The organism is Kitasatospora sp. NPDC023120 (assembly GCF_055560835.1).
Map to the genome: position 1 here is coordinate 69,707 of NZ_JBVHHY010000012.1, position 22,512 is coordinate 92,218.

The window sequence follows — 22,512 nt, forward strand, 5'->3', positions numbered from 1 at the left end:
CGTGCCACCCCGCGAAGGAGCGACGATGCCCAGGACAGGTCCCCGGCGCCGACTCGGCGTCCGATCCCTCTGCACGCTCGCGGCCGCCCTCGGCCTGCTCGCCCCGGCCGCCGCCGGCACCAGCGCCGCCGCCGCGCCGGCCCTACGGGAGGTGATGTTCGTCGGCAACAACTGGGACGGCACCGCCGACGTGATCGAGTCCTCCGGCGCCCTCACCAGGGTCGGACGGATCGACGTCATCCCCGACAAGGACCAGCGGCTCGCCGAGATCTACCTCAACCCCGTGAAGCTCGCCTTCTTCCTCGGCGTCCGGCTCGGCCCCGGCGAGGGCCACGACCAGTTCGTCGACGACATGTACAGCACGCCGGACGGCACCGCCGTGGTCGTCTCCCGGCCCAGCTTCGCCGACGTCGTCTCCCTCGATCTCGCCACCGGGCGGATCAACTGGCGCTTCCCGGTGGCGGGTTACCGCGCCGACCACATGGCGCTCTCTCCGGACGGCACCCGGGTGGCGGTCTCCGCCTCCACCGCGAACACGGTCCACGTCCTGGACGTCCGCACCGGCGCCGAGCTCGGCTCGTTCCGCACCGGGGACAAGCCGCACGAGAACATCTTCACCGACGGTGGCCGGCAGCTGTGGAACATGTCCATCGGCAACGTCGAAACCGCCCTGGACGCACCGTGGCTGGACTGGACGAAGGGCGATCGGCACATCACCGTCGTCGACGCGGCCACCCTCGTCCCGATCCGGGTGATCGACCTGCGCAAGCGCCTCGACGACGCCGGCCTCGGCGGCCTGTCCAACGCCGTCCGGCCCGCCGTCTTCTCCCCGGACGGGACCCGGCTCTACTTCCAGGTGTCGTTCTTCAACGGCTTCCTGGAGTACGACGTGGCGGCCGACCGGATCACCCGGGTCAAGACCCTGCCGGTCAACGCGGCCGCCGGGACGGACCGCACCGCATGGCCCAACGACTCCCGCCACCACGGCCTGTCGATGAGCCCGTCGGGCGACCGGCTCTGCGTCGCCGGCACGGTGGACGACTACGCGACGGTGGTCGACCGCGCCACCCTCCAGGAGGGGCCGCTGGTGCCCGCGTCCAAGCCGTACTGGGCGACGGTGAGCGGGGACGGCAAGTCCTGCCTGATCTCGGAGAGCGGCGCGGACCAGGTCACCGCGATCGACTTCGCGACCGGGCGCAAGACCGCCTCGGTCGCGGTCGGTCGCCACCCGCAGCGCGTGCGGCTCGGCCACGTGCCCACCGGCTGGACCGGCCCCGCGGTGCGTTAGTCCCGGCGCCGCGCGGTGCATGTGTGGGGTGTCGGGGATTTGGCGGAATCGTGTAACAGCAACGGCGTGGCCGACGTCTTCCGGCGGGACCTGCGGACCGGCCGGGTCGAGCGGGTCGGTGCCGCCGCCGATGGTGCCCAGCCGCCCGGGGCGTCCTCCGCGCCCGCCGTGGACGCGCTCGGCACCACCCTGCTGTTCGGCGCCCTGAACGGCACCCGCGCGGACGTCCTCGCCCGCTACCTGCCGCTGCTCCGACCGGCGGTCGTGGCCGCCTCCCGCAGGGTGCGGCGTGTCGCGGCCAGGGTGAGCAGGCCCCACAGGACGGCGAGCACGGCGGTGACGTAGACACCGGTGCCGCGGAAGGACAGGTCCTCGTCCGTCGAGGCGGGCGGGGCCCAGCCCGCCGGGTCGACCAGTACGGTCACGGTGTCGCCGATGTCGGACCTGCCCGCGCAGCCGAAGCCGCCGACCTGGGCGTGCGGCAGCGGCTGCCCGTCGGTGCGGCGGATGTCGCAGGTCCAGCTGACCCGTCCGCTGCGGTCCTTGGCGCTGTGCGCGTCGGTGACCACCACCTCGGTCTCCACCGCGCGACGGGCCATGATCTGCGCGCGGACGCTGGGGGTCGGAAGCATCATCAGCAGCACGCCGACCAGCACGGCCGGCCAGATCACCCAGCCGCGCGCCCGGACGAACCCGATGCCGATGACGCCCGCCGAGAACAGCAGGAACGCCGCAACGGTGCACAGGAGTTGGTAGTCCGGGTTGCTGGCGATCGCGAGCAACGCAACCATCAGCACCGGGGTGAGCAGTCCGACCAGCCACGCGGTTCGGCGGACCGTCCGGGGCGACAGCTGCTCCGCCGGGCGCCTGCGCACCCGCTTCGGGAGCTTGACCACTCCTTCGGCGAGCGGTCTCTTCTGCTTCTTCCTGCCTGCCATGGAGCCCCCGTTCCGGTGTGTCTTCCGTGCTGTCCCACACCTGTTGCCGTGCCGGTGTCCTGTGCCCGTTCCCTGCTTGCGACAGTGTGACCGCAGCCCCCGGCGTCCGGAAGAGCGGGTGCCGGTCCCGGTTCGGGCGGGAGTTACCGACGAGTTCACCGAACGCACGCCCGAAGTCTTGCGAGCCGTGCCGGTCAGCAAGTTGGATACACAACATCCCGCAACCCGACGGGTCCACGACATGTTCTACGGAGCTCAGATGCCGCTGCCGTCCGTCCGCCGTGCCCTCGCCGCCGGCGCCGCCGCCACCGTGCTCACCGCACTCGGCGCGGCCCCCGCCTCGGCCGAGAGCGCGCCGTCGACCGCGCCCCCGCTCGACGTGCTCACCTACAACGTGTTCCTGATGAGCACCTCGCTCTACCCCAACTGGGGCCAGCAGTACCGGGCGCAGGCGATCGCCTCGGCGGACTTCTTCCAGGGTCACGACGTGGTCGTGCTGGAGGAGGCCTTCGACAACGCGGCCTCCGACGCGCTGACCTCCTCGGCCTCGGCCGCCTACCCGTACCACACGCCCGTGGTCGGCCGCTCCACCAGCGGCTGGGACGCCACCTCCGGCAGCTACAGCTCCACCACCTCCGAGGACGGCGGAGTCACCCTGCTCAGCAAGTGGCCGATCCTGCACAAGGAGCAGTACGTCTACAAGGACGCCTGCGGCTCCGACTGGTGGTCCAACAAGGGCTTCGCCTACGCCGTCCTGGACGTCAACGGCCGCCGCACCCACGTGGTCGGCACCCACCTGCAGTCCACCGACTCGGGCTGTTCCAGCGGCCAGGCGGCGGACATCCGGGCCAAGCAGCTCACCGCGATGCGCGGCTTCCTGGACACCAAGCGGATCCCGGCCGACGAGCCGATCGTCCTCGCGGGCGACCTCAACATCGACTCCCACGGTTCCGAGTACCAGGCGCTGCTGACCAACGGGAACCTCGCTCCGGCTTCCGCCCGCACCGGCTGGCCGTACTCCTTCGACACCGTCGACAACTCCGTCGCCGCCTACCGCTACCCGGGCGAGCCCAAGGAGGACCTGGACTACGTCCTCTACCGCGCCGACCACGCCCGCCCGCAGCAGTACACCAACGAGGTCCTCCGGGTGCACAGCGCGCCCTGGACGGTGAGCAGTTGGGGCAAGAGCTACACCTACACCGACCTCTCCGACCACTACCCGCTGGCCGCGCACTGACGGTCCGCCGGTGACGGGCGCGGCGGGGCGCGGTGTGGGATGCGTCACCGTCACGCCCCGGGGGCGGTTCGGCCCCTTACGATCCTGAACGCCGAGGTCGGGCGCCGTCGCACCCCGACGGCGCCCGCCCGGTGACCAGCGATCGGCCCGAGGAGAAGCGCCCGTGTCCACCCCCACCACCGCGCCCGACAGCTACTACCAGCGCACCGGCGACAACCGCTACAAGCCCACCCTCCAGGCCCAGGGCGCCTGGCACCCCGACGAGCAGCACTTCAGCCCGCTCGGCGGGCTGATCGTCCACGCGATCGACCAGTACCGCGCCGGGCGCCCGGGCGGCAACGGTCACGGCCTCGCGCTGGCCCGGATCAGCTTCGACATACTCGGCCTGATCGCCCTCGAGGAGTTCGAGGTCACGGTGGAGACCGTCCGGCCCGGGCGCACCATCGAGCTGGTCGAGGCCACCGTGGTGATCGGGGAGCGCGCCGTCGTCCGGGCCCGCGCCTGGTTCCTCGCCGAGCTCGACACCGCCGCCGTCGCCGGCACCCACGACCGTCGGCTGCCCGCGCCGGAGGAGTTCGAGCCCTGGACGATGAGCGGCGTCTGGGGCGGCGGCTACATCTCCTCGATCGACGTCCGCCGCCGCGAGACGGCCCCGGGCCGCGCCGCCGCCTGGATCTCCAGCCGGGCCGGGCTGGTGGCGGGGGAGCCCAGCAGCCCGCACGCCTCCTTCGTGGCCCTGGTGGACACCGCCAACGGCATCGCCGTCCGCCAGGAACCCACCGAGTGGATGTTCCCCAACACCGACCTGACCATCCACTTCCACCGCCGCCCCGAGGGCCGCTGGACCGGACTGGACACCAGCGTCAGCTTCGGCCCGGCCGGGCACGGCGTCACCAGCACCGTCCTGCACGACGGGCAGGGCCCGGTGGGCCGTGCCGAGCAGATCCTCACCGTCCGCCCGCAGCAGGGGAGTTGAAGCTCTCGGCCGCTGCCGCCCGAGCGGCAGCGGCCGAGCAGTCGGCTCACCCGGACAGCGAGTCCATGAAGGAGCTGACCGAGAACACCGCGTTCCCCGGGCCGGCCGGGCCGTAGCCGGGAGGGGAGGAGAGGCCGAACTCCTCCAGGGTGGCGCGGTAGGTCTGCAGCAGCCGGATGTGGTACTCCAGCGGCGCGCCCTGCGGGTTGGCCTTGCCGAGCGGGGTGGTGGGCTCGGGGCACCAGGTGGTGAAGCGCGGGACCACGCCGTGGGACATGAAGAAGCGCAGGCCTTCCTCGGTGGAGGCGATCGCCTCGTCCACGGTGGTGAAGCCGAAGGGCTCGGCCATCTCCACGCCCGCGACGAAGTTGGGGATCACGTTCTCCGGGCCGAACACCTCGGTGGAGTCGAGGATCCGGCGGTGCCACTCGTCGCGGCCGACGTAGCGCTCCTTGCCCGGGCAGTAGAGCTCGAAGAGCCGCTTGTCCCACACTTCGAAGTTGGGGTGGTAGATCCGCACGCCGTAGTCGTGGAAGCGCTGGACGTCCTCGCGCGGCAGCGCCTGCGCCACCACCTTGCCGATCCAGCGGCCGGGGAAGCGCTCCTCGATGGCCTTGGCGTACTGCCCGTAGAAGTCGGCCTCGTCCCGGCCGCCGACGTGCGAGGTGATCGCGCCGCCGGTGAGGGTGTACGCCTGGGAGGCCCGGGCGGTGTCGTGCTCGTCGATCAGCGCCAGCGCCTCCAGCACCTCCTCGACCGGCTTGACCCCGGTGTACGGGCGGCCCGCGGCCTTGTGCTGGCGCCAGTTGTGGTTGATGTCGCAGTACTGGCACTCCTCCTTGGCGCCGAAGTACTGGCAGACCCGGAACACCGTGAGGTAGATCAGGTAACCCCACTGGATGGTCGGGGCGACCTCCATCACCGACTTCCCGTTGGCGAGCGTGTGCCGGTAGTAGTCCGGCATCGGCGGCAGCCCGACGTCGGCGATCCGCGCGCCGTCCAGGTAGAGGCCGAGCGTGCCGTCCTCACCCGCGCCGACCCGGTACGGCGAGTCCGGGTTGACCCGAACCGACACCACCGTGCGGCGCAGCCCGTACGGCCCGCCGGTCAGCACGACCTCCTCCGGCGGCCGGTTGAGCGCGGCGGCGCCCAGCTCGGGCAGGGTGCGGTGGTCGAAGGAGAAGATGAAGTACGACTTCGGCTTGACCTCACCGCCCCCGTCGGCGCCGGCGCTGCCGCTGAGCGCGGACTCGTCGAAGGCCATGCCGCCGCGCAGCAGGTCCTCCTTGATCACCGCCTCCCGGGGCACGTCGGGATAGCGCTCCATGAGCCCCTCGACGAGTGCGGTACGGCTGCGGGCCTGGCTCTCCATGCGCTGGTCTTCCTTCCTGGCCCCGATCGTCCACGGCGCCGCGCCCATTCTTCTCCCCCTTACGCACCCGGGCGCGCCCGGGCACGCGGAGGAAGATCGACTCGTCCATCGTGCGGGCCCAGCCTGCCGCCCGCCTCCACCCGCAGGCCGATGACCACCGGGACTCCGGTCCTAGGCCCTCTCGTTCGGGCCTGATCCCGTCGGGGAGTGGGAAGTCGACCGGGTCGACTTCCCACTCCGCGGTCCGGGCAGCTGCCCGGGCTAGCGGGCCATGCCGAGGCGGGCGGCGGAGGTGCCGGGCCCGGCGGGGCCGCGCAGGAGGCGGGCAGGCAGGGTGGTCCGGGCCGGGAAGTCGGTGTACCAGTCGCTCATCAGGCAGAGCTCGTCGGGTGACGCGTCGGGGTGCGTCCAGGCGGCGAAGAGGGCGAAGTCCATCGCGCTGAACCGCGCCTCGTTCCAGACGGGTTCGAGCATGTCCATCTCGCGGACCCAGAGCAGGCTGTGTGCCCGAGCCGTCTCCAGGCGGGGGTTGAGGCGGGCCGGCCACGGCATGTAGAAGTCCGGCATCGACACAGCTGCCACTGCGCGCGTTCCTTTCGGGAGGTGCGGGGGTGGGATCCCATGCGCGGCGGACGACTGCCGGTCGGTCATTCGTATTCGAACAGCATCCGCCATAAACGGCCCAACGCGCTTGGAGGCGGCGGGACACGAGGAATGTTCACCAGGTTGACGCGGCACCCGGGCGGGCCGGGCCGGGTCGGCCGGTTCGGGGCTGGGGCGCCCAGGTGCGGGGCGGGCCGATGCATGACAGGAGCGCTCCCGAACGCCGTCAGCATGAACGTTCACCCTATCGGGTGTAGAAGATCGTCCGTTGCGTTCCGGAACGCATACCCGCACCTACGGTTGGGACTCGAGCGAGACGGGGGCCTGCCGCGTGGAGTTCCCCTTCGCGGCAGTCGAGATGACGGCCCGTCATATCGTGCGATCCTTTCCAGAGGAGGCTCCATGCCCCTGCGTGTCGGACCGGACTCACCACCCGGGCTCGTTGCCGCCCCGGCGGTGGGCCCATGAGTACCCCGGCGATCGAGCGGATCCTGCGCGGTCCCACCGGACTGGGCACGTCCGGGCTGCAGTTGAGGCCGCAGGTGCACGTGCCCGAGGCCCGGGAGCCCGAGATCGCGGCCCCGGAGGTGTCGGTCCCCGAGGTCTCGGCTGCGGAGGCTCCGGTGTCCGAGGCCGTGGTCCCCGATGTCGAGGCGCCGTCCGTACCGGCCTTGTCCCTTCCCGCCCTGTCCGTCCCCGCCCTGTCCGGGCTGATCCCGCCCGGGTCGGGTCGGCCCACCGTGGCTCCGGCCGCCGAGGCGCCGGTCGGCGGCAAGCCCAAGACCGGCGACCCCATCCCCGGCCTCTACCACCACCCGATCGCCGAGCCCGACCCGGCCCGGGTGGAGGCGCTCAGTCTGAAGATCAAGGCCTGGGCGATCGACGAGGTCGAGCTCTACCCGCCGGAGTGGGAGAAGGACTTCGACGGCTTCTCCACCGGGCGCTACATGGTGGCCTGCCACCCCGACGCGCCCAGTGTCGACCACCTGATGCTCGCGGCGCGCCTGATGGTGGCCGAGAACGCGGTGGACGACTGCTACTGCGAGGACCTCGGCGGCTCGCCCGTCGGTCTGGGCAGCCGCCTGCTGCTCGCGCACACCGCGCTGGACGCGCTGCACACCACGCCGGAGTACCACCCGGCGTGGGAGGCCTCGCTCGCCGCGGACGCGCCCCGGCGCGCCTACCACTCGGCGATGGAGTACTTCGTCCACGCCTCCACGCCCTCCCAGGCGGACCGCTTCCGGCACGACATGGCGCGGCTGCACATGGGGTACCTGGCGGAGGCGTCCTGGGCGGAGGCGGAGCACATCCCGGAGGTGTGGGAGTACCTGGCCATGCGCCAGTTCAACAACTTCCGCCCCTGCCCGACGATCACCGACACCGTCGGCGGATACGAGCTGCCCGCCGAGCTGCACGCGCTGCCCGCGCTGCAGCGGGTGATCGCACTGGCGGGCAACGCCACCACGATCGTCAACGACCTGTACTCGTACACCAAGGAGCTGTCCAGCCCCGGGGTGCACCTGAACCTTCCCGTGGTGATCTCCGAGCGCGAGGGCGTCTCGCGCAAGGAGGGTTTCCTGAAGGCGGTCGAGGTCCACAACGACCTGATGCGTGCCTTCGAGGCCGAGTCGGCCGCGCTGGCCGTCGCCTGCCCGGTGCCGACCCTCGTCCGCTTCCTGCGCGGCGTCGCCGTGTGGCTCGACGGCAACCACTACTGGCACCAGACCAACACCCACCGCTACACCCTGCCCGACTTCTGGTGACCGCCCGACCCGGCAGTCGCCCACTTTTCGACCACCGTCCGTAAGAACCTTTGAGAATCCTGGAGTTGACCCGCATGTCCCTGACCGACGACATCACCACCCCCGGCAGCGCGATCCCCGGCCCGGCGACTCCCTACCAGGGCGACATCGCACGTTACTGGGACCACGAGGCACGCCCGGTCAACCTCCGCCTGGGCGACGTGGACGGCCTCTACCACCACCACTACGGCATCGGTGAGATCGACCAGGCCGCGATCGGCGAGCCGGCCGACAGCGAGCGCGAGAAGAAGGTGATCGCCGAGCTGCACCGCCTGGAGTCCGCCCAGGCCGACGTGCTGCTCGACCACCTCGGCAAGATCCCGGCCGACGGCACCCTGGTCGACGCCGGTTGCGGCCGCGGCGGTTCGATGGTGATGGCCCACCAGCGCTTCGGCTGCCGGGTCGAGGGCCTGACCCTCTCCGCCCAGCAGGCCGACTTCGGCAACAAGCGCGCCGCCGAGCTCGGCATCGGCGAGTTCGTCCGTTCCCGGGTCGCCAACATGCTGGACATGCCGATCGAGACCGGCTCCGTCGCGGGCTCCTGGAACAACGAGTCCAGCATGTACGTCGACCTGCACGACCTGTTCGCCGAGCACTCCCGGGTGCTGAGCGTCGGCGGCCGGTACGTGACCATCACCGGCTGCTGGAACCCCCGTTACGGCCAGCCGTCGAAGTGGGTGTCGCAGATCAACGCCCACTTCGAGTGCAACATCCACTCCCGCCGGGAGTACCTGCGGGCGATGGCCGACAACCGCCTGGTGCCGCAGGCCGTCATCGACCTGACCCCGGACACCCTGCCCTACTGGGAGCTGCGGAACACCACCTCACTGGTCACCGGCATCGAGGAGGCGTTCATCGAGTCCTACAAGGACGGCTCGTTCCAGTACGTGCTGATCGCGGCCGACCGGGTCTGATCCCGGCCTGTCCCGGCTGACGGCGGCGGCCTCCCCGTGGACGTGGGGAGGCCGCCGCCGTACGTTCGAGCCCCCGCTACCGCCGGGTGAAGGTGAGGTGAGTGACGCCGCTCGGCCCGGCCACCGCCTCGGTGCGGAAGCGCTCCTCGAGCCCCTCGAGCCCCGCCCAGAGCGGCTCGCCCCGCCCGAGGACGATCGGTACCACGACCACGTGCAGGTGGTCGACCAGGTCGGCCTCCAGGAAGGCGCGGACGGTACGCGGACCGCCGCCGATCCGCACGTCCTTCCCGCCGGCCGCCTCGCGGGCCTGCCGCAGCGCCTCCTCGGGTGTCGCGTCGATGAAGTGGAAGGTCGTCCCGCCCTCCATCTCCAGCGTCGGGCGCGGGTGGTGGGTGAGCACGAAGACCGGGGTGTGGAACGGCGGGTTGGGGCCCCACCAGCCCTTCCACTCCTCGTCCTGCCAGGGGCCGCGCTGCGGGCCGAACTTGTTGCGGCCCATGATCTCCGCCCCGATGTCGTCGCCCCAGGCGCGGGCCATCGCGTCGTCCACGCCGGTGTCGCCGCCCTCCTTGCCCTGCATCCGCCGGAACGTCCGGGTCTGGAAGAACCAGCCGTGCAGCCGGTGGCCGGCATGGCCGAACGGCTCGTCGAGGCTCTGGCCCTCGCCGGTGCCGTAGCCGTCGAGGGAGATCGAGAAATTGTGGACCCGGACCAGGGACATCGGCTTCCTCCGCCGCTCGGCGCCTCGGTGCGGGCGGGCCGCACCCTGTTCGCGGGCCCACGCTAACCCGCTGGGCCGACACCTTGAGGCTCCGTCACCACCGTTGGGCGTGGCGCGGCGACGAGACCGTCGGGTCGCGAGTGGCGGATGTGGACGACGGGGAGGGGACCGGCGGAGAAGCAGTACAGCCGTCACGCTATTGTCGTGCCTTCTTCACGCGAAGCACGCCCGGGTCGGCGATGCTTCGTCAGGCCGCCCTGAGGAGGGCGCCTGCACGTTCCGAGCCTCGGGGGGTTCCCAATGACCATGCGCCGTACCCTGTCCGGATTCCTGGCAGCCGGCCTGCTCGCCGGCGCCGCCGCACTGTTCGCGACCGCCCCGGCGGACGCCGCCCCGAGCGGGACGGGCGACCTGCCCTTCGGCTCCGCCACCACCGTCGGCCTGCACAACACCTACGACCCGGCCGCCTTCCCGTACCTGGCCCAGGGCCTGGACACCGGCACCGGGATGATCGAGCTCGACCTCTGGCCGAACATCGTGACCAAGGAGTGGAAGGTCAGCCACTCCAACCCGCTCGGCAACGCCAACAACTGCACCGCCGCGACCACCCCCGCCCAGCTCTACAGCGGCGGCACCAACAAGAACCTGGAGAACTGCCTGGACGACGTCCGGGTCTGGCTCGCCGCGCACCCGGCGGCCGGGCCGCTGGTCATCAAGCTGGAGCTCAAGCCGGGCTTCTCCGCCAACCTCGGGATGGGCCCCGACCAGCTGGACACGCTGATAGCCCAGCACCTCGGCTCCGCCGTGCTGCGCCCCGCCGACCTGCTGGCGAAGCCGGGCGGCGGTTCCTACCCGAACCTCGACGCGGCGGTGCGGGCGGGCAACTGGCCGAGCCGCTCGGCACTGGCCGGCAAGGTGCTGCTGTACGCGATCCCGGGCACGGTCGAGTTGGACAACCCCTTCGACTCGCTGCACACCGACGTCGAGTACGGGCGGCACCTGCGCGACCTCGCGGCGGCGGGCCGGATCGGCCAGGCCCAGGTGTTCCCGTCCGTGCTGGGCGCCGAGGGCGGCGACCCGCGGAGCCAGTACACGGGCGCGGACGCCTCGATCCGCCCGTGGTTCGTGGTCTTCGACGGCGACGCCGCCACCTACGTCGACGGCATCGACACCGCCTGGTACGACGGCGCGCACTACCTGCTGGTGATGACGGACGCCCACAACGTCGCGCCGGAGATCAGCGGCACCGACCCGACGGCCGACCAGGCGCGGGCCCGCGTCGAGCAGCTGGCCAAGGCGCACGCGAGCATCGTGTCGAGCGACTGGCGCAAGCTGCCGACCGTGCAGTCGCTGGTGCTGCCGCGCGGCTGACGCGCTGACACCGTGACGCCGTGACGCCGCTGGGCGGCGGGCCTCCTGGCCCGTCGCCCGTCGCCCGTCGTCCTTCGGCGCAGGGTAGCGTCGGCGTCGTACTGTCCGACTATCGGGAGGTTCCCGTGCCGCAGATCCTGGTCGACCACTCGGCCGAACTCGACTTCGACCGGGCGGCTTTGGCCGCCGAGGTCCATCAGGCGATCACCGGGGTCATCGACACCACCGTGGCCGAGTGCAAGACCGTCTTCCGGCCCGCCGCACACCACCGGGTCGGCGACGGCACCTCCGGCGAGGCCGTCCTCCTGGTCGAGGTGAAGATCCTGGCCGGCCGCACCGCCGCCCAGCGCGCCGAGCTGACGGACCGGGTCCTCGCCGTCCTCCGCTCCCGGATCGCCGGGCCCGCCGCGATCGGCGTCCAGGTCACCGAACTCGACCGCGACACCTACCGGTTCGTCCACCACGCCGGGCACTGACCGGCGGCGGCAGCACAGCGGTCCCGCGCGCCCGGCTCGAAGGCCGGGGGCACGGGACCGCTGTCGGTCGTGGGCCAGGGCGGGTCAGTCCGTCGCGCAGTGCGTGCCTGCGGCGGGAACGGTGCCGTCCAGGAGGAAGGCGTCGACCGAGGCGCGGATGCACTTGCTGGCGCCGTACCCGGTGTGGCCCTCGCCGTCGCGGGTGAGGAGGACGGCGTTGCCGAGCTCGGCGGTGAGCTTCTCGGACCACGCGTACGGGGTGGCCGGGTCGCCGGTGGTGCCGACGACCACGATGGGCGCGGCGGCGGTGGACTTGATGACGTGCGGCTTCTCGGTGGCGCGGAACGGCCAGATCCGGCAGTCCGGGTCGAAGAGCGCCGAGAGCGGGTCGTGCTTGCTGACCAGCGGGGCCTTGGCGGCGAGGTCGGTGAGCGCGGCCTGCAGCTGCTCGCCCGCCGGGGCGTCGGTGGCGCCGTCGGCGCAGTGGATGGCGGTGTAGGCGTCCGCCGAGGGCTCGTAACGGCCGTCCTTGTCACGGCCGTTGTAGCCGTCGGCGAGGGCCAGCAGGTCGTCGCCCTTGCCGCGCATCATCGCCCAGCCGAGCGCGTTGCGCAGCCCGGTCCAGGCCTTCTCACCGCCGTAGAGCCGGCTGAGCACGCCGGTCCAGGCCGCGCTGGAGGTGAGGGTGCGGCCCTTCGACGTCTTCAGCGGCTTGTCCTTGAGCCCGTCGAGGAAGTCGGCGAGCTTCTGCGGGGCCCGGGCGGCGTCGTTGCCGAGCGGGCACGGGTCCTTGGCGACGCAGTCGGCGGCGAAGGCTTTCAAGGCGCGCTCGAAGCCGGCCTGCTGCTCGATGTTGTGCTGCACCAGGGAGAAGGACGGCGAGGTGGCGCCGTCGAGGACGAGCCGGCCGACCCGGTCCGGGAACTCCTCGGCGTACAGCGAGCCGAGGTAGGTGCCGTAGGACATCCCGAGGTAGCTGAGCTTCTGGTCGCCGAGGGCGCCGCGCAGCACGTCCATGTCCCGGGCGGTGTTCCGGGTGCCGACGAAGGGGAGTACCTGGGCGTACTTGGCCTGGCAGGCGTCGGCGAGCTGCTTGCCGTGGTCGTCGCCGGGCGTGTCGGTGGTGAGCCAGCCGTCCCGGGCCTGGTCGTCCAGGCACTTGATCGGGCTGGTGCCGGCGACGCCGCGCGGGTCGAAGCCGACGATGTCGTAGCGGTCGTGCAGCGGGCCGTCGAAGCCCTTGGGGTCGTAGGTGACCATCTGGACGCCGGAGCCGCCCGGGCCGCCCGGGTTGAGCAGCAGCGAGCCGATCCGCTGGTCGGCCTTAGTGGCGGGGTTGCGCACCACGGCGACGTCGAGGGTGCCGGTGGCCGGGGCGGTGTAGTCGAGCGGGACCTTCAGGGAGGCGCACTGCAGGGCGGAGGTGTCGGCTTGGTTCTGTGGGTCCTTCGGGCAGGGCGCCCAGGCGAGTTGCTGGCCGTAGAAGGCCTTGAGCGCCGGGTCGGCGGCGCCGGTGGGCTTGGCCGTCGGCGTCGGGGTCGGGGTGGTGCTCGGCGTCGCGGCGCTGGTGGCGGCGGCCGTGGTGGTCGTGGGTGCGGCCTTGCCGCCGCCTCCGCCGGTGCAGCCGGCCAGCAGGGCGGCGGTGGCGAGGGCGGCGACGGCGGCGGGCAGGGCGCGCCGCGGGGTCCGGGGGATCATCGAATGCACCGCACACAAATATCACCAGGTTGTCACATCAGTCACATCGATAATTCGCGGTCGTACCGAGGCGGGTCGGGCCGCGCCGGACCGGACTTGGGAGTTCCCGATTCCACCGGGCCCCGAACGGTGCCATGCTGGGGCCATGACAGAAAGCAGCGCGGTCGCCTCGCTCCGTGACCGGTCGGAAGTCGGCGGGCGACGGCGGGAGTTGGCGGCCGCGACGGTGGGATCGGTGGTCGAGTCCTTCGACTGGAACATCTACGCCGTCGTCGCGCCGTACTTCGCGGCGGACCTCTTCGGCCACGGCAAGCACGGGGTCAGCGGGGTGCTCGGGGCGTACGTGACCTTCGCGGTGGGCTTCGTGGCGCGGCCGGTCGGCTCGTACCTGATCGGGCGGCTCAGCGACACCCGGGGGCGGCGCTTCGCGCTGAGCCTCGGCATGGCGGTGATCGCGGCGGCGAGCCTGGGCATCGCCGCGGTGCCGGGGCAGGGCACCATCGGGGTCTGGGCGGCGGTGCTGGCGGTCCTCGCCCGGGTGGTGCAGGGGCTCGCCTTCGGCGGGGAGGCGCCGAGCGTCGCCGCGTACGTGACCGAGACGGCCCCGCCGCGGCACCGCTTCGCGTTCAGCTCGGTCTCCTACGGCGGGATCATCCTCGGCTCGCTGCTCTCCTTCGGCGTGCTCACGCTGCTGATCCACACCATCGGCAAGTCCGGCCTGGAGAATGGTGGTTGGCGCTGGGGCTTCGTGGTCGCCGCGCTGCTCGGGCTGGCCGCCGTCTGGGTGCGGCGGGCGGCGCCGGAGAGCGCGGAGTTCCACCGGGCCCGGGCGGCCGCCGCGCGGGACGGCGCCCGCACGCCGTTCCTGCGCACGCTCCGCGAGCACCGCTGGGCGGCGTTCACCGTCTTCCTCAACACCCTCGGCGGGACGGTCGGTTACTACTTCGCGCTGGTCTACCTGCCGCAGTACGCCGCCGCGTACCACGTGATCGACAAGGAGGAGGCGGCCTCCTTCATGACCGTGGTGCTCGGCGTGGTGCTGGTCACCATGCTGCTCACCGGCGCCGCCGCCGACCGCTTCGGCCTGCTGCCGGTCGCCCGGATCGGGTTCGGCCTGCCGATCCCGCTGGTGGGCGTGCTGCTCGCCGGGCTGCGCCAGGGCTGGCTGCCGTTCCAGGTCGTCGCCGTACTGCTGGGGATGCTGGTGGCGACGGTGCTCGGCACGCTCAACGTCTTCACCGGGCTGCTCTTCCCTACCGAGGTGCGGGCGGTCGGCCTCGGCGTGGTCAACGCGGCCACCATCGCCGCGTTCGGCGGCACCTTCCCGTTGCTCGCCGAGTGGTTGAACGGCCGGCACTGGCTCGGCGTGATCCCCGGGTACGTCACCGTCTGCACGATCGGCCCGGCCCTCGGACTGCTGACGGCGATGAAGGTGCCCTCCTTCGCGGCCGCCGTCCGGAACGGCGGTACCGTGACCCGGCGTTCACCGGGATCCACCTGACGGGCGATCATCGACTGTGGTTGAGTGTTCCGGACATACGCCGAACGGGGAGGGCGCGCGTGGACACCGACACGCCGGGCAACAGCGCTGCGGAGAGCAACGCATTCGACAGCGACGCATTCGATACCGACGCATTCGACACCGGCGCATCCGAGAGCTGGCTGACCGACGCCGGGTTCGAGGAGCCGCCGCAGGTCGACCTGCGCACCGACCGGGCGCACTCCGCCCGGGTCTACGACTACCTGCTCGGCGGCAAGACGAACTTCCCGGCGGACCGCGAGGTCGGCGACCGCGTCCTGGCCGACCTGCCCGGCGCGCGCGAGGGCGCCACCGCCGCCCGCGCGGTGATGCGCCGGATGGTCCGCCGGCTCGCCGAGGTGCACGGCATCCGCCAGTTCCTCGACGTCGGCACCGGCATCCCCACCGCGCCCAACCTGCACGAGATCGTCCAGTCGATCGACCCGGCATCCCGCGTGGTGTACGTGGACAACGACCCGATCGTGCTCGCCCACTCGCGCGCGCTGCTCACCAGCACCCCCGAGGGCCGTACCGCCTACGTCCAGGGCGACCTGCGCGACCCGGAGCTGTTCCTCGCCGACCCAGCGGTGGCCGGCACGCTGGACCTGAACGAGCCGGTCGCGCTGACGCTGATCAACATCGTGCACTTCCTCTCCGACGAGGCCGCGCACCCGCCCGTGCGCAAGCTCCTGGACGCCCTGCCGGTGGGCAGCTTCCTCGCGCTCACCGCGGGCACCGGCGACACCGCACCCGACCGGGCGGAGATCGGCGCCCGCCGCTACGCGGAGGCCGGGATCGAGGTCCACATGCGCTCGCACGAGGGCGTCGAGCGCTTCTTCACCGGGCTGGAACTGGACGACCCGGGCGTGGTCCTGATCAACCGCTGGCACCCGGAGCTGGGCGAGGCGCCGTCCCCGATGCTGGCCGACGAGCAGGTCCCGGTGTACGGGGGAGTGGGCCGCAAGGTCTAGTCGGCCGCTGCCAGGGCGCATCCGCGCCCGAACGGTCCCGCCACCGCCGATATTCCGTCATTTTGACGACCGTCAAAACCGGAGCTTGTCGAAACGATCGTCTTTACGTGCACATGTCATTACAGTGACTGCCTGTCGAACCCCCACTCGGCAAGCGGAGTCCCCATGACCATTGCACGCAGGTCCATCCTCAAGAGCACCTCGGCGGCCGGAGCCGCCCTGGTGGCAGCAGGCTCGACGGCGGCCGCGCAACCCGCGGCCGCCCAACCGGCCGACGACGCCCCCAGCAGCCCCCTCCTGCAGTCCACCCCGCACCGCAGCGGAGCAGCCGGCGTCATCGGCCTGCACCTGCAGTTCGGCACGGACCCCAGCACGGAGATGACCGTCTCCTGGCTCACCCCGCAGTCCGTGCGCCGCCCGCTGGTCCGCTACGGCACGCCGGACGGCGGCCTCGGCCGGGTCGTCCAGGCCGAGACCCAGACCTACCGGGACTCGATCGACAAGGTGGAGGTGTACGTCCACCACGCCCGGCTCAGCGGCCTGCGCCCGGGCACCACCTACCTCTACAGCGCCGGCCACGACGGCGCGAACCCCGAGACCGGCACCTTCACCACCGCCCCGCGCGGCCGCGCCCCCTTCACCTTCACCAGCTTCGGCGACCAGGCCGCGCCCAATCTCCGGCGCCTGGTCAAGTTTCCCGAGGGCATGCCCTCGCCGCTCGGCAAGTACCCGGTGTTCATGAGCAGCCAGGTCGGCACCGCGGCCTCCGCCGACATCGTCGCCGCGGTGGAACGCGTCGGGCCGCTGTTCAACCTCATCAACGGCGACCTCTGCTACTCCTCCTACGCCGGCCGGCACGGCCAGAGCCGCACCGCGACCTGGGCCGACTGGTTCATCAACAACAGCCGCTCCACCCGGCTGCGGCCCTGGATGCCCTGCGTCGGCAACCACGAGAACGAGGGCGGCAACGGCCCGATCGGCGCGCTCGGCTACCAGGCCTACTTCGCGCTTCCCGACTCCTCGGCCTCCTCTGACGAGGAGACCCGGGGCATGTGGTACGCCTTCACCGTCGGCTCGGTGCGCTTCATCAGCCTCGCCAACGACGACGTGGCGATCCAGAACTCCGGCGACATCTACCTGCGCGGCTACTCCGGCGGCGCCCAAGAGCGCTGGCTGGAGCGCGAGTTGCGGGTGGCGCGGAGCAGTCGCGCGATCGACTGGATCGTGGTGTGCATGCACCACCCGATGATCTCCAGCTCCATGCACGGCGCCGGCAGCGACCTCGGCATCCGCGAGACCTGGGGCAAGCTGTTCGACGCCTACGGGGTCGACCTGGTGGTGTGCGGCCACGAGCACTACTACGAGCGCTCACACCCCGTCCGCGGCACCCTGCCCAACGACACCCGCACTCCGGTGCCGACCGAGACCCGCACCGACATGATCGACACCGGACGCGGGACCGTCCACATGATCATCGGTGCCGGCGGCAACGCCGCCACCACCCAGGACGACCTCTTCCAACAGCCCAAGGGACGGGTGGTCATCGGTCTGGAGGACCCGAAGCCGGGCGCGCCCTACCGGGAGTCGATCTGGCTCACCGAGGACGCGCCCTGGGCCGCCGTCCAGGACCGCCAACACGCCCACGGCTTCGCGGCCTTCGAGGTCGACCCCGGCGACCGCCGCGGCGGCACCACCACCATGAAGGTCGTCTACTACACCTTCGAGGGGCCGCACGGCGACCTCACCCCGGTGGACACCTTCACCCTGTACCGGCGGCGGACCGACGGGCGGGTCGGGCGCGACGACTGACCCCCGGCAGGGCGGGCCGAGGCTCAGCGGCGTGGTTCAGCTGCGTGGTTCAGCCGAGGGGCTCAGCCCGCCCCGCCCGGGTTCAACGTGTCCCGCGCGGGTTCAGCGCCGGAAGAAGCCGGTCAGCACGTCCCACCAGCTGCGCCGCTGCGCCGGGACGGTCGGGGCCGTGGCCCCGACCGTCCCGCCCGCGCCCGAGGACGCGGCCTCGATCCGGTCGGCCCGCGCGGTGTCCGCCGCCCGTTCGGCGGCCGCCGCCACCGCCGCCGCCCGCTCGGCCTCCGCGACCGACTCGGGGTCCGGCTCGATGTCGCGCGGGGTGAACTCCACCGGCAGCGCCGTCAGGTGCCGGGAGATCCAGGCCGAGCTCCAGGTCAACTCCTCCTCCGGGACGGCGAGTCGCACGTCCGGCAGCAGGGTGAGCAGGATGTCGATGCCGGCCTCGGCGACGTGCCGCCCGATGTCCTGGCCGGGGCACTCGTGCGGCCCCGCGCCGAAGGACAGGTGGGAGCGGTTGCCGTACAGCGGGGTGGCCAGGTCGGGGCGGACCACCGGGTCGACGTTCCCGGCGGCGAGCCCGAGCAGCAGCAGGTCCCCGGCCTTGATCTGCTGCCCGCCCAGCTCGGTGTCGGCCGTCGCCCAGCGGCCGGCCACCAGGGACATCGGCGGGGAGTCCCACAGCACCTGGTCCAGCGCCTCGCCCAGGGTCATCTGGCCGCCGGAGAGGTGGGCGCGGAAGCGCGGGTCGGTGAGCACCATCTTCAGCGAGTCGGCGATCAGGTTGACGGTGGTCTCGTTGGCGGCGAGCAGCACCACCCGCAGGTGCTCCATCACCTCGTCCTCGGTCAGCCCGGCCGGGTGCGCCAGCAGGTGGCTGGTCAGGTCGTCGCCCGGTGCCTCGCGCTTGATGGCGATGGTCCGGCGCAGGCCGGCCACCACGTACTCGTTGCTGGCGATCGCCGTCTCGGTGCCCTTCATCAAGTCCCGGGCGGCATCGACCAGTTGGGGGCCGTACTCGTCGGGCATGCCGAGCAGCTTGGTCATCACCAGCATCGGCAGGTGCTCGGCGAACTGGGTGATCAGCTCGGCCCGCCCGGTCGGCCCGACCACCTGGACCAGGTCGGTGGTGAACCGCCGGACGTGGCGGCGGATGCCGCGCCGGTCGAAGCGGTTCAGACCGTCCAGCACGGCGCCGCGCAGCCGGCGGTGCTCGTCGCCGTCCGCGAACACGCAGATCGGCTGCCAGGCGATCACAGGGAGCAGCGGGGAGTCCATCGGGAGCTCGCCGGTGCGGAACGTCGTCCACAGCCGCGAGTCGCGGGAGAACAGCGTGGGGGTGCGCATCGCGGTGATGTTGGCGCCGTGGCCGAGGATCAGCCAGGCCCGGTGGTCGCCGTGCAGCAGCACGGGGGCCACCTCGCCGTACTCGGCGCGCAGCTTCTCGTAGAGGCCCGCCGGGTCGGCCTCGGCTTCCGGACCGTACAGGCGGCGCAGGCCGCCGGGGCCGATCGGGCTGTCCTTGTCGATCGGGTCGGTGGCACGGCCGTGCGCCGGGCAGCCGGGCGGCGGGGTGGGTGCGGCGTGGTCGGGGAACGGGGTGGTCACAGGGTCTCCGGTCACAGGGTTCGGGTCGGGGGCGCGGCGAGCTCGTACAGGTAGTGCATCAGCGTCATCAGGGTGTCCCGGCTGGACTGACGGCTGCGCGCGTCGCAGGTGATGATCGGCACCGCGGCCGGCAGGTCGAGCGCGCCGCGCAGCTCCTCGAGCGGGAAGGTGGGCGCCTCGGGGAAGCCGTTGACGGCCACCACGAAGGGCACGCCGCGCTCCTCCAGCCGCCCGATCACCTCGAAGCTGACCTCCAGCCGGCGGGTGTCCACCAGCACCACCGCGCCCAGGGCGCCCTCGAACAGGCCGTTCCAGAGGAACCAGAACCGCTCCTGCCCGGGGGTCCCGAACACGTACAGGACGAGCCGGTCGCTGATGCTGATCCGGCCGAAGTCCATGGCGACGGTGGTGGAGGTCTTGAGCTCGACCCCGGTCGGGTCGTCCACGCCGACCCCGGCCTGGGTCATGGTCTCCTCGGTGGTCAGCGGGCGGATCTCGCTGACCGAGCCGACCAGCGTCGTCTTGCCGACGCCGAAGCCGCCCACGATCACCACCTTGACCGCCGTGGTGACGGTGTCCGGTAGCAGGTCCGCGCCGGCCGGCCCCACCACCGTGTCAGAGCCGCTGAAGTCCATGGATCACCGCCTCCAACAGGGCCCGGTCGGGAAGTTCCGCCGCGGGTACGGCGGCGCGGGCCTCGATCAGTTCGTCGTCGAGCAGGTCCGCCAGCAGGACGGTGACCACGCTCGTGGGCAGCTCCAGGTAGGCGGAGACCTCCGCCACCGAGAGCGGGGAGCGGCACAGCCGCAGGATGGCCGCCTGCTCGGGCTGCAGGGCGGGGGTCGGCTCCGCGCGCGAGACGATCAGGGTGACCAGGTCGAAGACGCCCGGCCCGGACGGACCGCTGCGGCCGCGGGTGATCACGTACAGGCGGTCGGGCTCGGGGCCGTCCCAGCCGCCCTGTTCTGCCGTCATGCAACCGCCTCACTGTGCTCGTTCATGTGCCCGTCCCGCCACCGGGGCGTGCCGGGGCCGGTTCACGCGACCACCTCGGGATTGCGCGGCGGCGTCGACAGGTGCTCGCCGATCCGGGCCACCAGGTCGCGCATCTGGTGGCTCACCAGCCCGGCGTCCACGCCCTCGTCGGCGAGCACCGCGAGGTAGGCGCGGTCGCCGGCCGCCATCAGGTAGAAGTAGCCGCCGTCCACCTCGATCACCACCAGCCGCATCGAGCCGTCGCCGTGCGGGAACTCGTGCCCGACGGCGGCGGCCAGGCTCTGCAGCCCGGCGCAGGCGGCGGCCAGGCGGTCGGCGGTGTCCGGGTCGGCGCCGTACTGGGCGATCCGCAGTCCGTCCGCGGACAGCACGATGATGTGGCGCACGTACGGGACGCTGTCCGCGAGGTCGTTGAGGATCCAGTCCATGTTGCTGCGGTGCGGAATCACTGCTCGCCTTTCCCTGCCGTCTCTTCACTGGTGTGTCCGGTCGGGCCCGCGGCCGGGCCGTCGTCATCGAGGGACGCCGTGGTGCCCTTGTAGCCGCCCATGAACGCCTCCAGCCACAGGCCCGGCTGCGTCGGTTCCTTGGCGGGGCGGGGAGCCTGGCCCGCCGTCGGACCGGCGGTCGGGCCGGTCGGCTGGCCGGCGGCCCGACCGGGCGCGCCGTAAGCGGTCCGGGGCAGCGGGCGGTGGCGGCGGCGCTGCGGCAGTCCGTTGGCCGTCCGCTCGGTCACGATCACCTCGTCGTCCCCGGCCCCCGCCGAGGCGGACGGCGGGACGACCGGGGAGCCCCACGGGTTGGTCGAGCCGTACGACGGGCCGACCCCGGCCGAGGTCGTCCGGGCACCCCACGGCCGGGTCGGCGCCGCGGGCCGGGGCGGGTTCGGCGGGAGCGGGCGCGGGCCGGAGAAGGCACCGATGCCGTGCGCCCGGCCGGTCGGGGGAGCGGTGGTGAGCAGTTCCTGGGGCACGACCAGCACCGCGCGCACACCGCCGTACGCGGAGCGGCGCAGCGACACCTGGAAGCCGTACGCCTGGCAGAGCCGGCCGACGATGGCGAAGCCCAGTCGGGGGGACTCGGTGAGGTCGTCGAAGTCCTTGGAGACCATGGCCTCGCGCATCGCGCGCTCGGCGCGGGCGGTGGCCTCGTCGGTGAGGCCGAGGCCGCCGTCCTCGATCTCGATCGCCATTCCGCTCTGTACCTCGGAGGCGCTCAGGTGCACGTGGGTGTGCGGCGGGGAGTAGCGGGTGGCGTTGTCCAGCAGCTCGGCGACGGCGTGGATCAGCGGCTCCACGGCCGGGCCGGTGACCGAGATCTGGGCCACCGGGTGCAGGTCGACCCGCTGGTACTCCAGGATCCGGGACATGCCGCCGCGCAGCACGCTGTAGAGGGCGATCGGCCGGGTCCACTGACGGCCGGGGCGGGCACCGGAGAGGACGGCGATGCTGTCGGCGAGGCGGCCGGTGAGCGCGTTGCCGTGGTCCAGGCGCAGCAGGTCGTCGAAGACCGCCGGGTCGTTGCCGTGCCGGTCCTCCATCTCCCGCAGGTCCTTGGCCTGCCGGTGGATGATCGCCTGGACCCGGCGGGCGATGTTGACGAAGGCGCGCTCGGCGGAGTCGCGCCGGCTGACCTCGTCGTCGACGGCGACGGCGACGCCGCGGGCGACGGACACCAGGGACTTGCGGAACCTGGGCGAGACGGACACGGCGTGCTGCTCGATCGGGTCCAGCAGGACGTCCATCGAGTACCCGTACCGGGCCCCGGAGACCACCCGGCGCAGCTCGACCTCGGCCAGCCGGGCGAGCTCGTCCTCCTGCCCGGTCAGCCGGCGCTGCAGGTCCTCCATCTGCCTGGCGCTGCGGTCCCGCAGCTCGCTCAACGCCCGCCCCCGGCGGGCCGACTCGGCGGCCACCACGGCCACCAGCACGGTGCCCGTCGCCCCGCACCACAGCACCCCGGCCCGGGCCCCGGCGGACACCACCGCCGCGGCGACCGCCACGGCCGCCGCCATCACGGCCGTCGGCAGCAGCCAGCCGAGCAGAGGCGCGGGGCGCCGTCTGGCGGGTGACGATCCAGCTCGAAGCATTCAGCATCCTCAAACGATCGGAACAGTACGGGGACGGACGGCGACCGGCTCCGGCGGCGTGGTGCTGCAGCATAGCCAAGTTCAGGACAATCCTGACCTAAGCTCAAAAATACTGTCTCTCAACCGA

Annotated in this window: 20 protein-coding genes; 10 read left to right on the plus strand and 10 right to left on the minus strand. The window is 72.3% G+C overall.

The annotated features are described in order from the left end of the window. The first annotated feature begins 25 nt into the window (after positions 1-25). Positions 26-1,288 carry a YncE family protein gene (locus tag ACZ3TI_RS19225; protein ID WP_465727591.1) on the plus strand — a complete coding sequence of 421 codons (1,263 nt, stop codon included), beginning with the start codon at positions 26-28 and terminating at the stop codon, positions 1,286-1,288. A 236-nt stretch (positions 1,289-1,524) separates the two neighbouring features. Here the strand turns inward: ACZ3TI_RS19225 and ACZ3TI_RS19230 are convergent, their stop codons facing one another. Further along, on the minus strand, positions 1,525-2,226 hold the full coding sequence (locus tag ACZ3TI_RS19230) for a DUF3592 domain-containing protein (RefSeq protein WP_465727593.1): 702 nt from the start codon (positions 2,224-2,226) through the stop codon (positions 1,525-1,527). A 259-nt stretch (positions 2,227-2,485) separates the two neighbouring features. Between ACZ3TI_RS19230 and sph the strand changes: the two genes are divergently transcribed. Then, positions 2,486-3,463: a sphingomyelin phosphodiesterase gene (gene sph / locus ACZ3TI_RS19235; RefSeq protein WP_465727595.1), complete on the plus strand. Its 978-nt coding sequence runs from the start codon at positions 2,486-2,488 to the stop codon at positions 3,461-3,463. Positions 3,464-3,626: 163 nt separating this feature from the next. Then, entirely contained in the window at positions 3,627-4,439 is an 813-nt protein-coding gene (locus tag ACZ3TI_RS19240; protein WP_465727597.1) for a thioesterase family protein, read from the plus strand. A gap of 46 nt (positions 4,440-4,485) precedes the next feature. Here ACZ3TI_RS19240 and ACZ3TI_RS19245 read toward each other — a convergent pair whose 3' ends face one another. Together ACZ3TI_RS19245 and ACZ3TI_RS19250 are read right to left on the minus strand one after the other, a co-directional pair. Beyond that, entirely contained in the window at positions 4,486-5,811 is a 1,326-nt protein-coding gene (locus ACZ3TI_RS19245; RefSeq protein ID WP_465727599.1) for a radical SAM protein, read from the minus strand. 261 nt (positions 5,812-6,072) lie between these two features. After that, complete coding sequence (locus tag ACZ3TI_RS19250; RefSeq protein ID WP_465727601.1) at positions 6,073-6,393, minus strand: hypothetical protein; 321 nt, start codon at positions 6,391-6,393, stop codon at positions 6,073-6,075. A 485-nt stretch (positions 6,394-6,878) separates the two neighbouring features. Here ACZ3TI_RS19250 and ACZ3TI_RS19255 point away from each other — a divergent pair, with 485 nt between their 5' ends. Together ACZ3TI_RS19255 and ACZ3TI_RS19260 are read left to right on the plus strand one after the other, a co-directional pair. Beyond that, positions 6,879-8,177: a family 2 encapsulin nanocompartment cargo protein terpene cyclase gene (locus ACZ3TI_RS19255; protein WP_465727603.1), complete on the plus strand. Its 1,299-nt coding sequence runs from the start codon at positions 6,879-6,881 to the stop codon at positions 8,175-8,177. A gap of 74 nt (positions 8,178-8,251) precedes the next feature. After that, complete coding sequence (locus tag ACZ3TI_RS19260; RefSeq protein WP_465727938.1) at positions 8,252-9,130, plus strand: geranyl diphosphate 2-C-methyltransferase; 879 nt, start codon at positions 8,252-8,254, stop codon at positions 9,128-9,130. Between the two features lie 76 nt (positions 9,131-9,206). Here ACZ3TI_RS19260 and ACZ3TI_RS19265 read toward each other — a convergent pair whose 3' ends face one another. Then, on the minus strand, positions 9,207-9,851 hold the full coding sequence (locus ACZ3TI_RS19265) for a dihydrofolate reductase family protein (protein WP_465727605.1): 645 nt from the start codon (positions 9,849-9,851) through the stop codon (positions 9,207-9,209). A gap of 300 nt (positions 9,852-10,151) precedes the next feature. Here ACZ3TI_RS19265 and ACZ3TI_RS19270 point away from each other — a divergent pair, with 300 nt between their 5' ends. After that, on the plus strand, positions 10,152-11,222 hold the full coding sequence (locus tag ACZ3TI_RS19270; RefSeq protein ID WP_465727607.1) for a phosphatidylinositol-specific phospholipase C domain-containing protein: 1,071 nt from the start codon (positions 10,152-10,154) through the stop codon (positions 11,220-11,222). Positions 11,223-11,347: 125 nt separating this feature from the next. Next, a complete protein-coding gene (locus ACZ3TI_RS19275) occupies positions 11,348-11,698 on the plus strand; it encodes a 5-carboxymethyl-2-hydroxymuconate Delta-isomerase (protein WP_465727609.1) in 351 nt (116 codons plus the stop codon). 84 nt (positions 11,699-11,782) lie between these two features. Here the strand turns inward: ACZ3TI_RS19275 and ACZ3TI_RS19280 are convergent, their stop codons facing one another. Continuing rightward, positions 11,783-13,396 carry an alpha/beta hydrolase gene (locus ACZ3TI_RS19280; protein WP_465727611.1) on the minus strand — a complete coding sequence of 538 codons (1,614 nt, stop codon included), beginning with the start codon at positions 13,394-13,396 and terminating at the stop codon, positions 11,783-11,785. A gap of 145 nt (positions 13,397-13,541) precedes the next feature. Here ACZ3TI_RS19280 and ACZ3TI_RS19285 point away from each other — a divergent pair, with 145 nt between their 5' ends. The 3 genes from ACZ3TI_RS19285 (at position 13,542) to ACZ3TI_RS19295 (ending at position 17,695) form a co-directional block, all read left to right on the plus strand. Further along, on the plus strand, positions 13,542-14,897 hold the full coding sequence (locus ACZ3TI_RS19285) for an MFS transporter (protein WP_465727613.1): 1,356 nt from the start codon (positions 13,542-13,544) through the stop codon (positions 14,895-14,897). Between the two features lie 161 nt (positions 14,898-15,058). Further along, positions 15,059-15,886 (plus strand): SAM-dependent methyltransferase, encoded by an 828-nt coding sequence (locus ACZ3TI_RS19290; protein ID WP_465727940.1) that lies wholly within the window; start codon positions 15,059-15,061, stop codon positions 15,884-15,886. A 165-nt stretch (positions 15,887-16,051) separates the two neighbouring features. After that, the gene (locus ACZ3TI_RS19295; protein WP_465727615.1) at positions 16,052-17,695 is read left to right on the plus strand and encodes a purple acid phosphatase family protein; all 1,644 of its coding nucleotides are present in this window, start codon (positions 16,052-16,054) and stop codon (positions 17,693-17,695) included. A gap of 102 nt (positions 17,696-17,797) precedes the next feature. On the opposite strand, the gene ACZ3TI_RS19300 is transcribed toward ACZ3TI_RS19295, so the two are convergent. The 5 genes from ACZ3TI_RS19300 to ACZ3TI_RS19320 form a co-directional block, all read right to left on the minus strand. Continuing rightward, a complete protein-coding gene (locus ACZ3TI_RS19300; RefSeq protein WP_465727617.1) occupies positions 17,798-19,300 on the minus strand; it encodes a cytochrome P450 family protein in 1,503 nt (500 codons plus the stop codon). Positions 19,301-19,311: 11 nt separating this feature from the next. Continuing rightward, positions 19,312-19,935, minus strand: a complete 624-nt coding sequence (locus ACZ3TI_RS19305; protein ID WP_465727619.1) for a GTP-binding protein — start codon at positions 19,933-19,935, stop codon at positions 19,312-19,314. Further along, positions 19,916-20,275: a DUF742 domain-containing protein gene (locus ACZ3TI_RS19310; protein ID WP_465727621.1), complete on the minus strand. Its 360-nt coding sequence runs from the start codon at positions 20,273-20,275 to the stop codon at positions 19,916-19,918. The genes ACZ3TI_RS19305 and ACZ3TI_RS19310 overlap by 20 nt, the downstream gene beginning before the upstream one ends. Positions 20,276-20,337: 62 nt before the next feature. Beyond that, positions 20,338-20,724: a roadblock/LC7 domain-containing protein gene (locus tag ACZ3TI_RS19315; RefSeq protein WP_396545994.1), complete on the minus strand. Its 387-nt coding sequence runs from the start codon at positions 20,722-20,724 to the stop codon at positions 20,338-20,340. 17 nt (positions 20,725-20,741) lie between these two features. Further along, entirely contained in the window at positions 20,742-22,385 is a 1,644-nt protein-coding gene (locus ACZ3TI_RS19320; RefSeq protein WP_465727623.1) for an ATP-binding protein, read from the minus strand. Positions 22,386-22,512 lie beyond the last annotated feature (127 nt).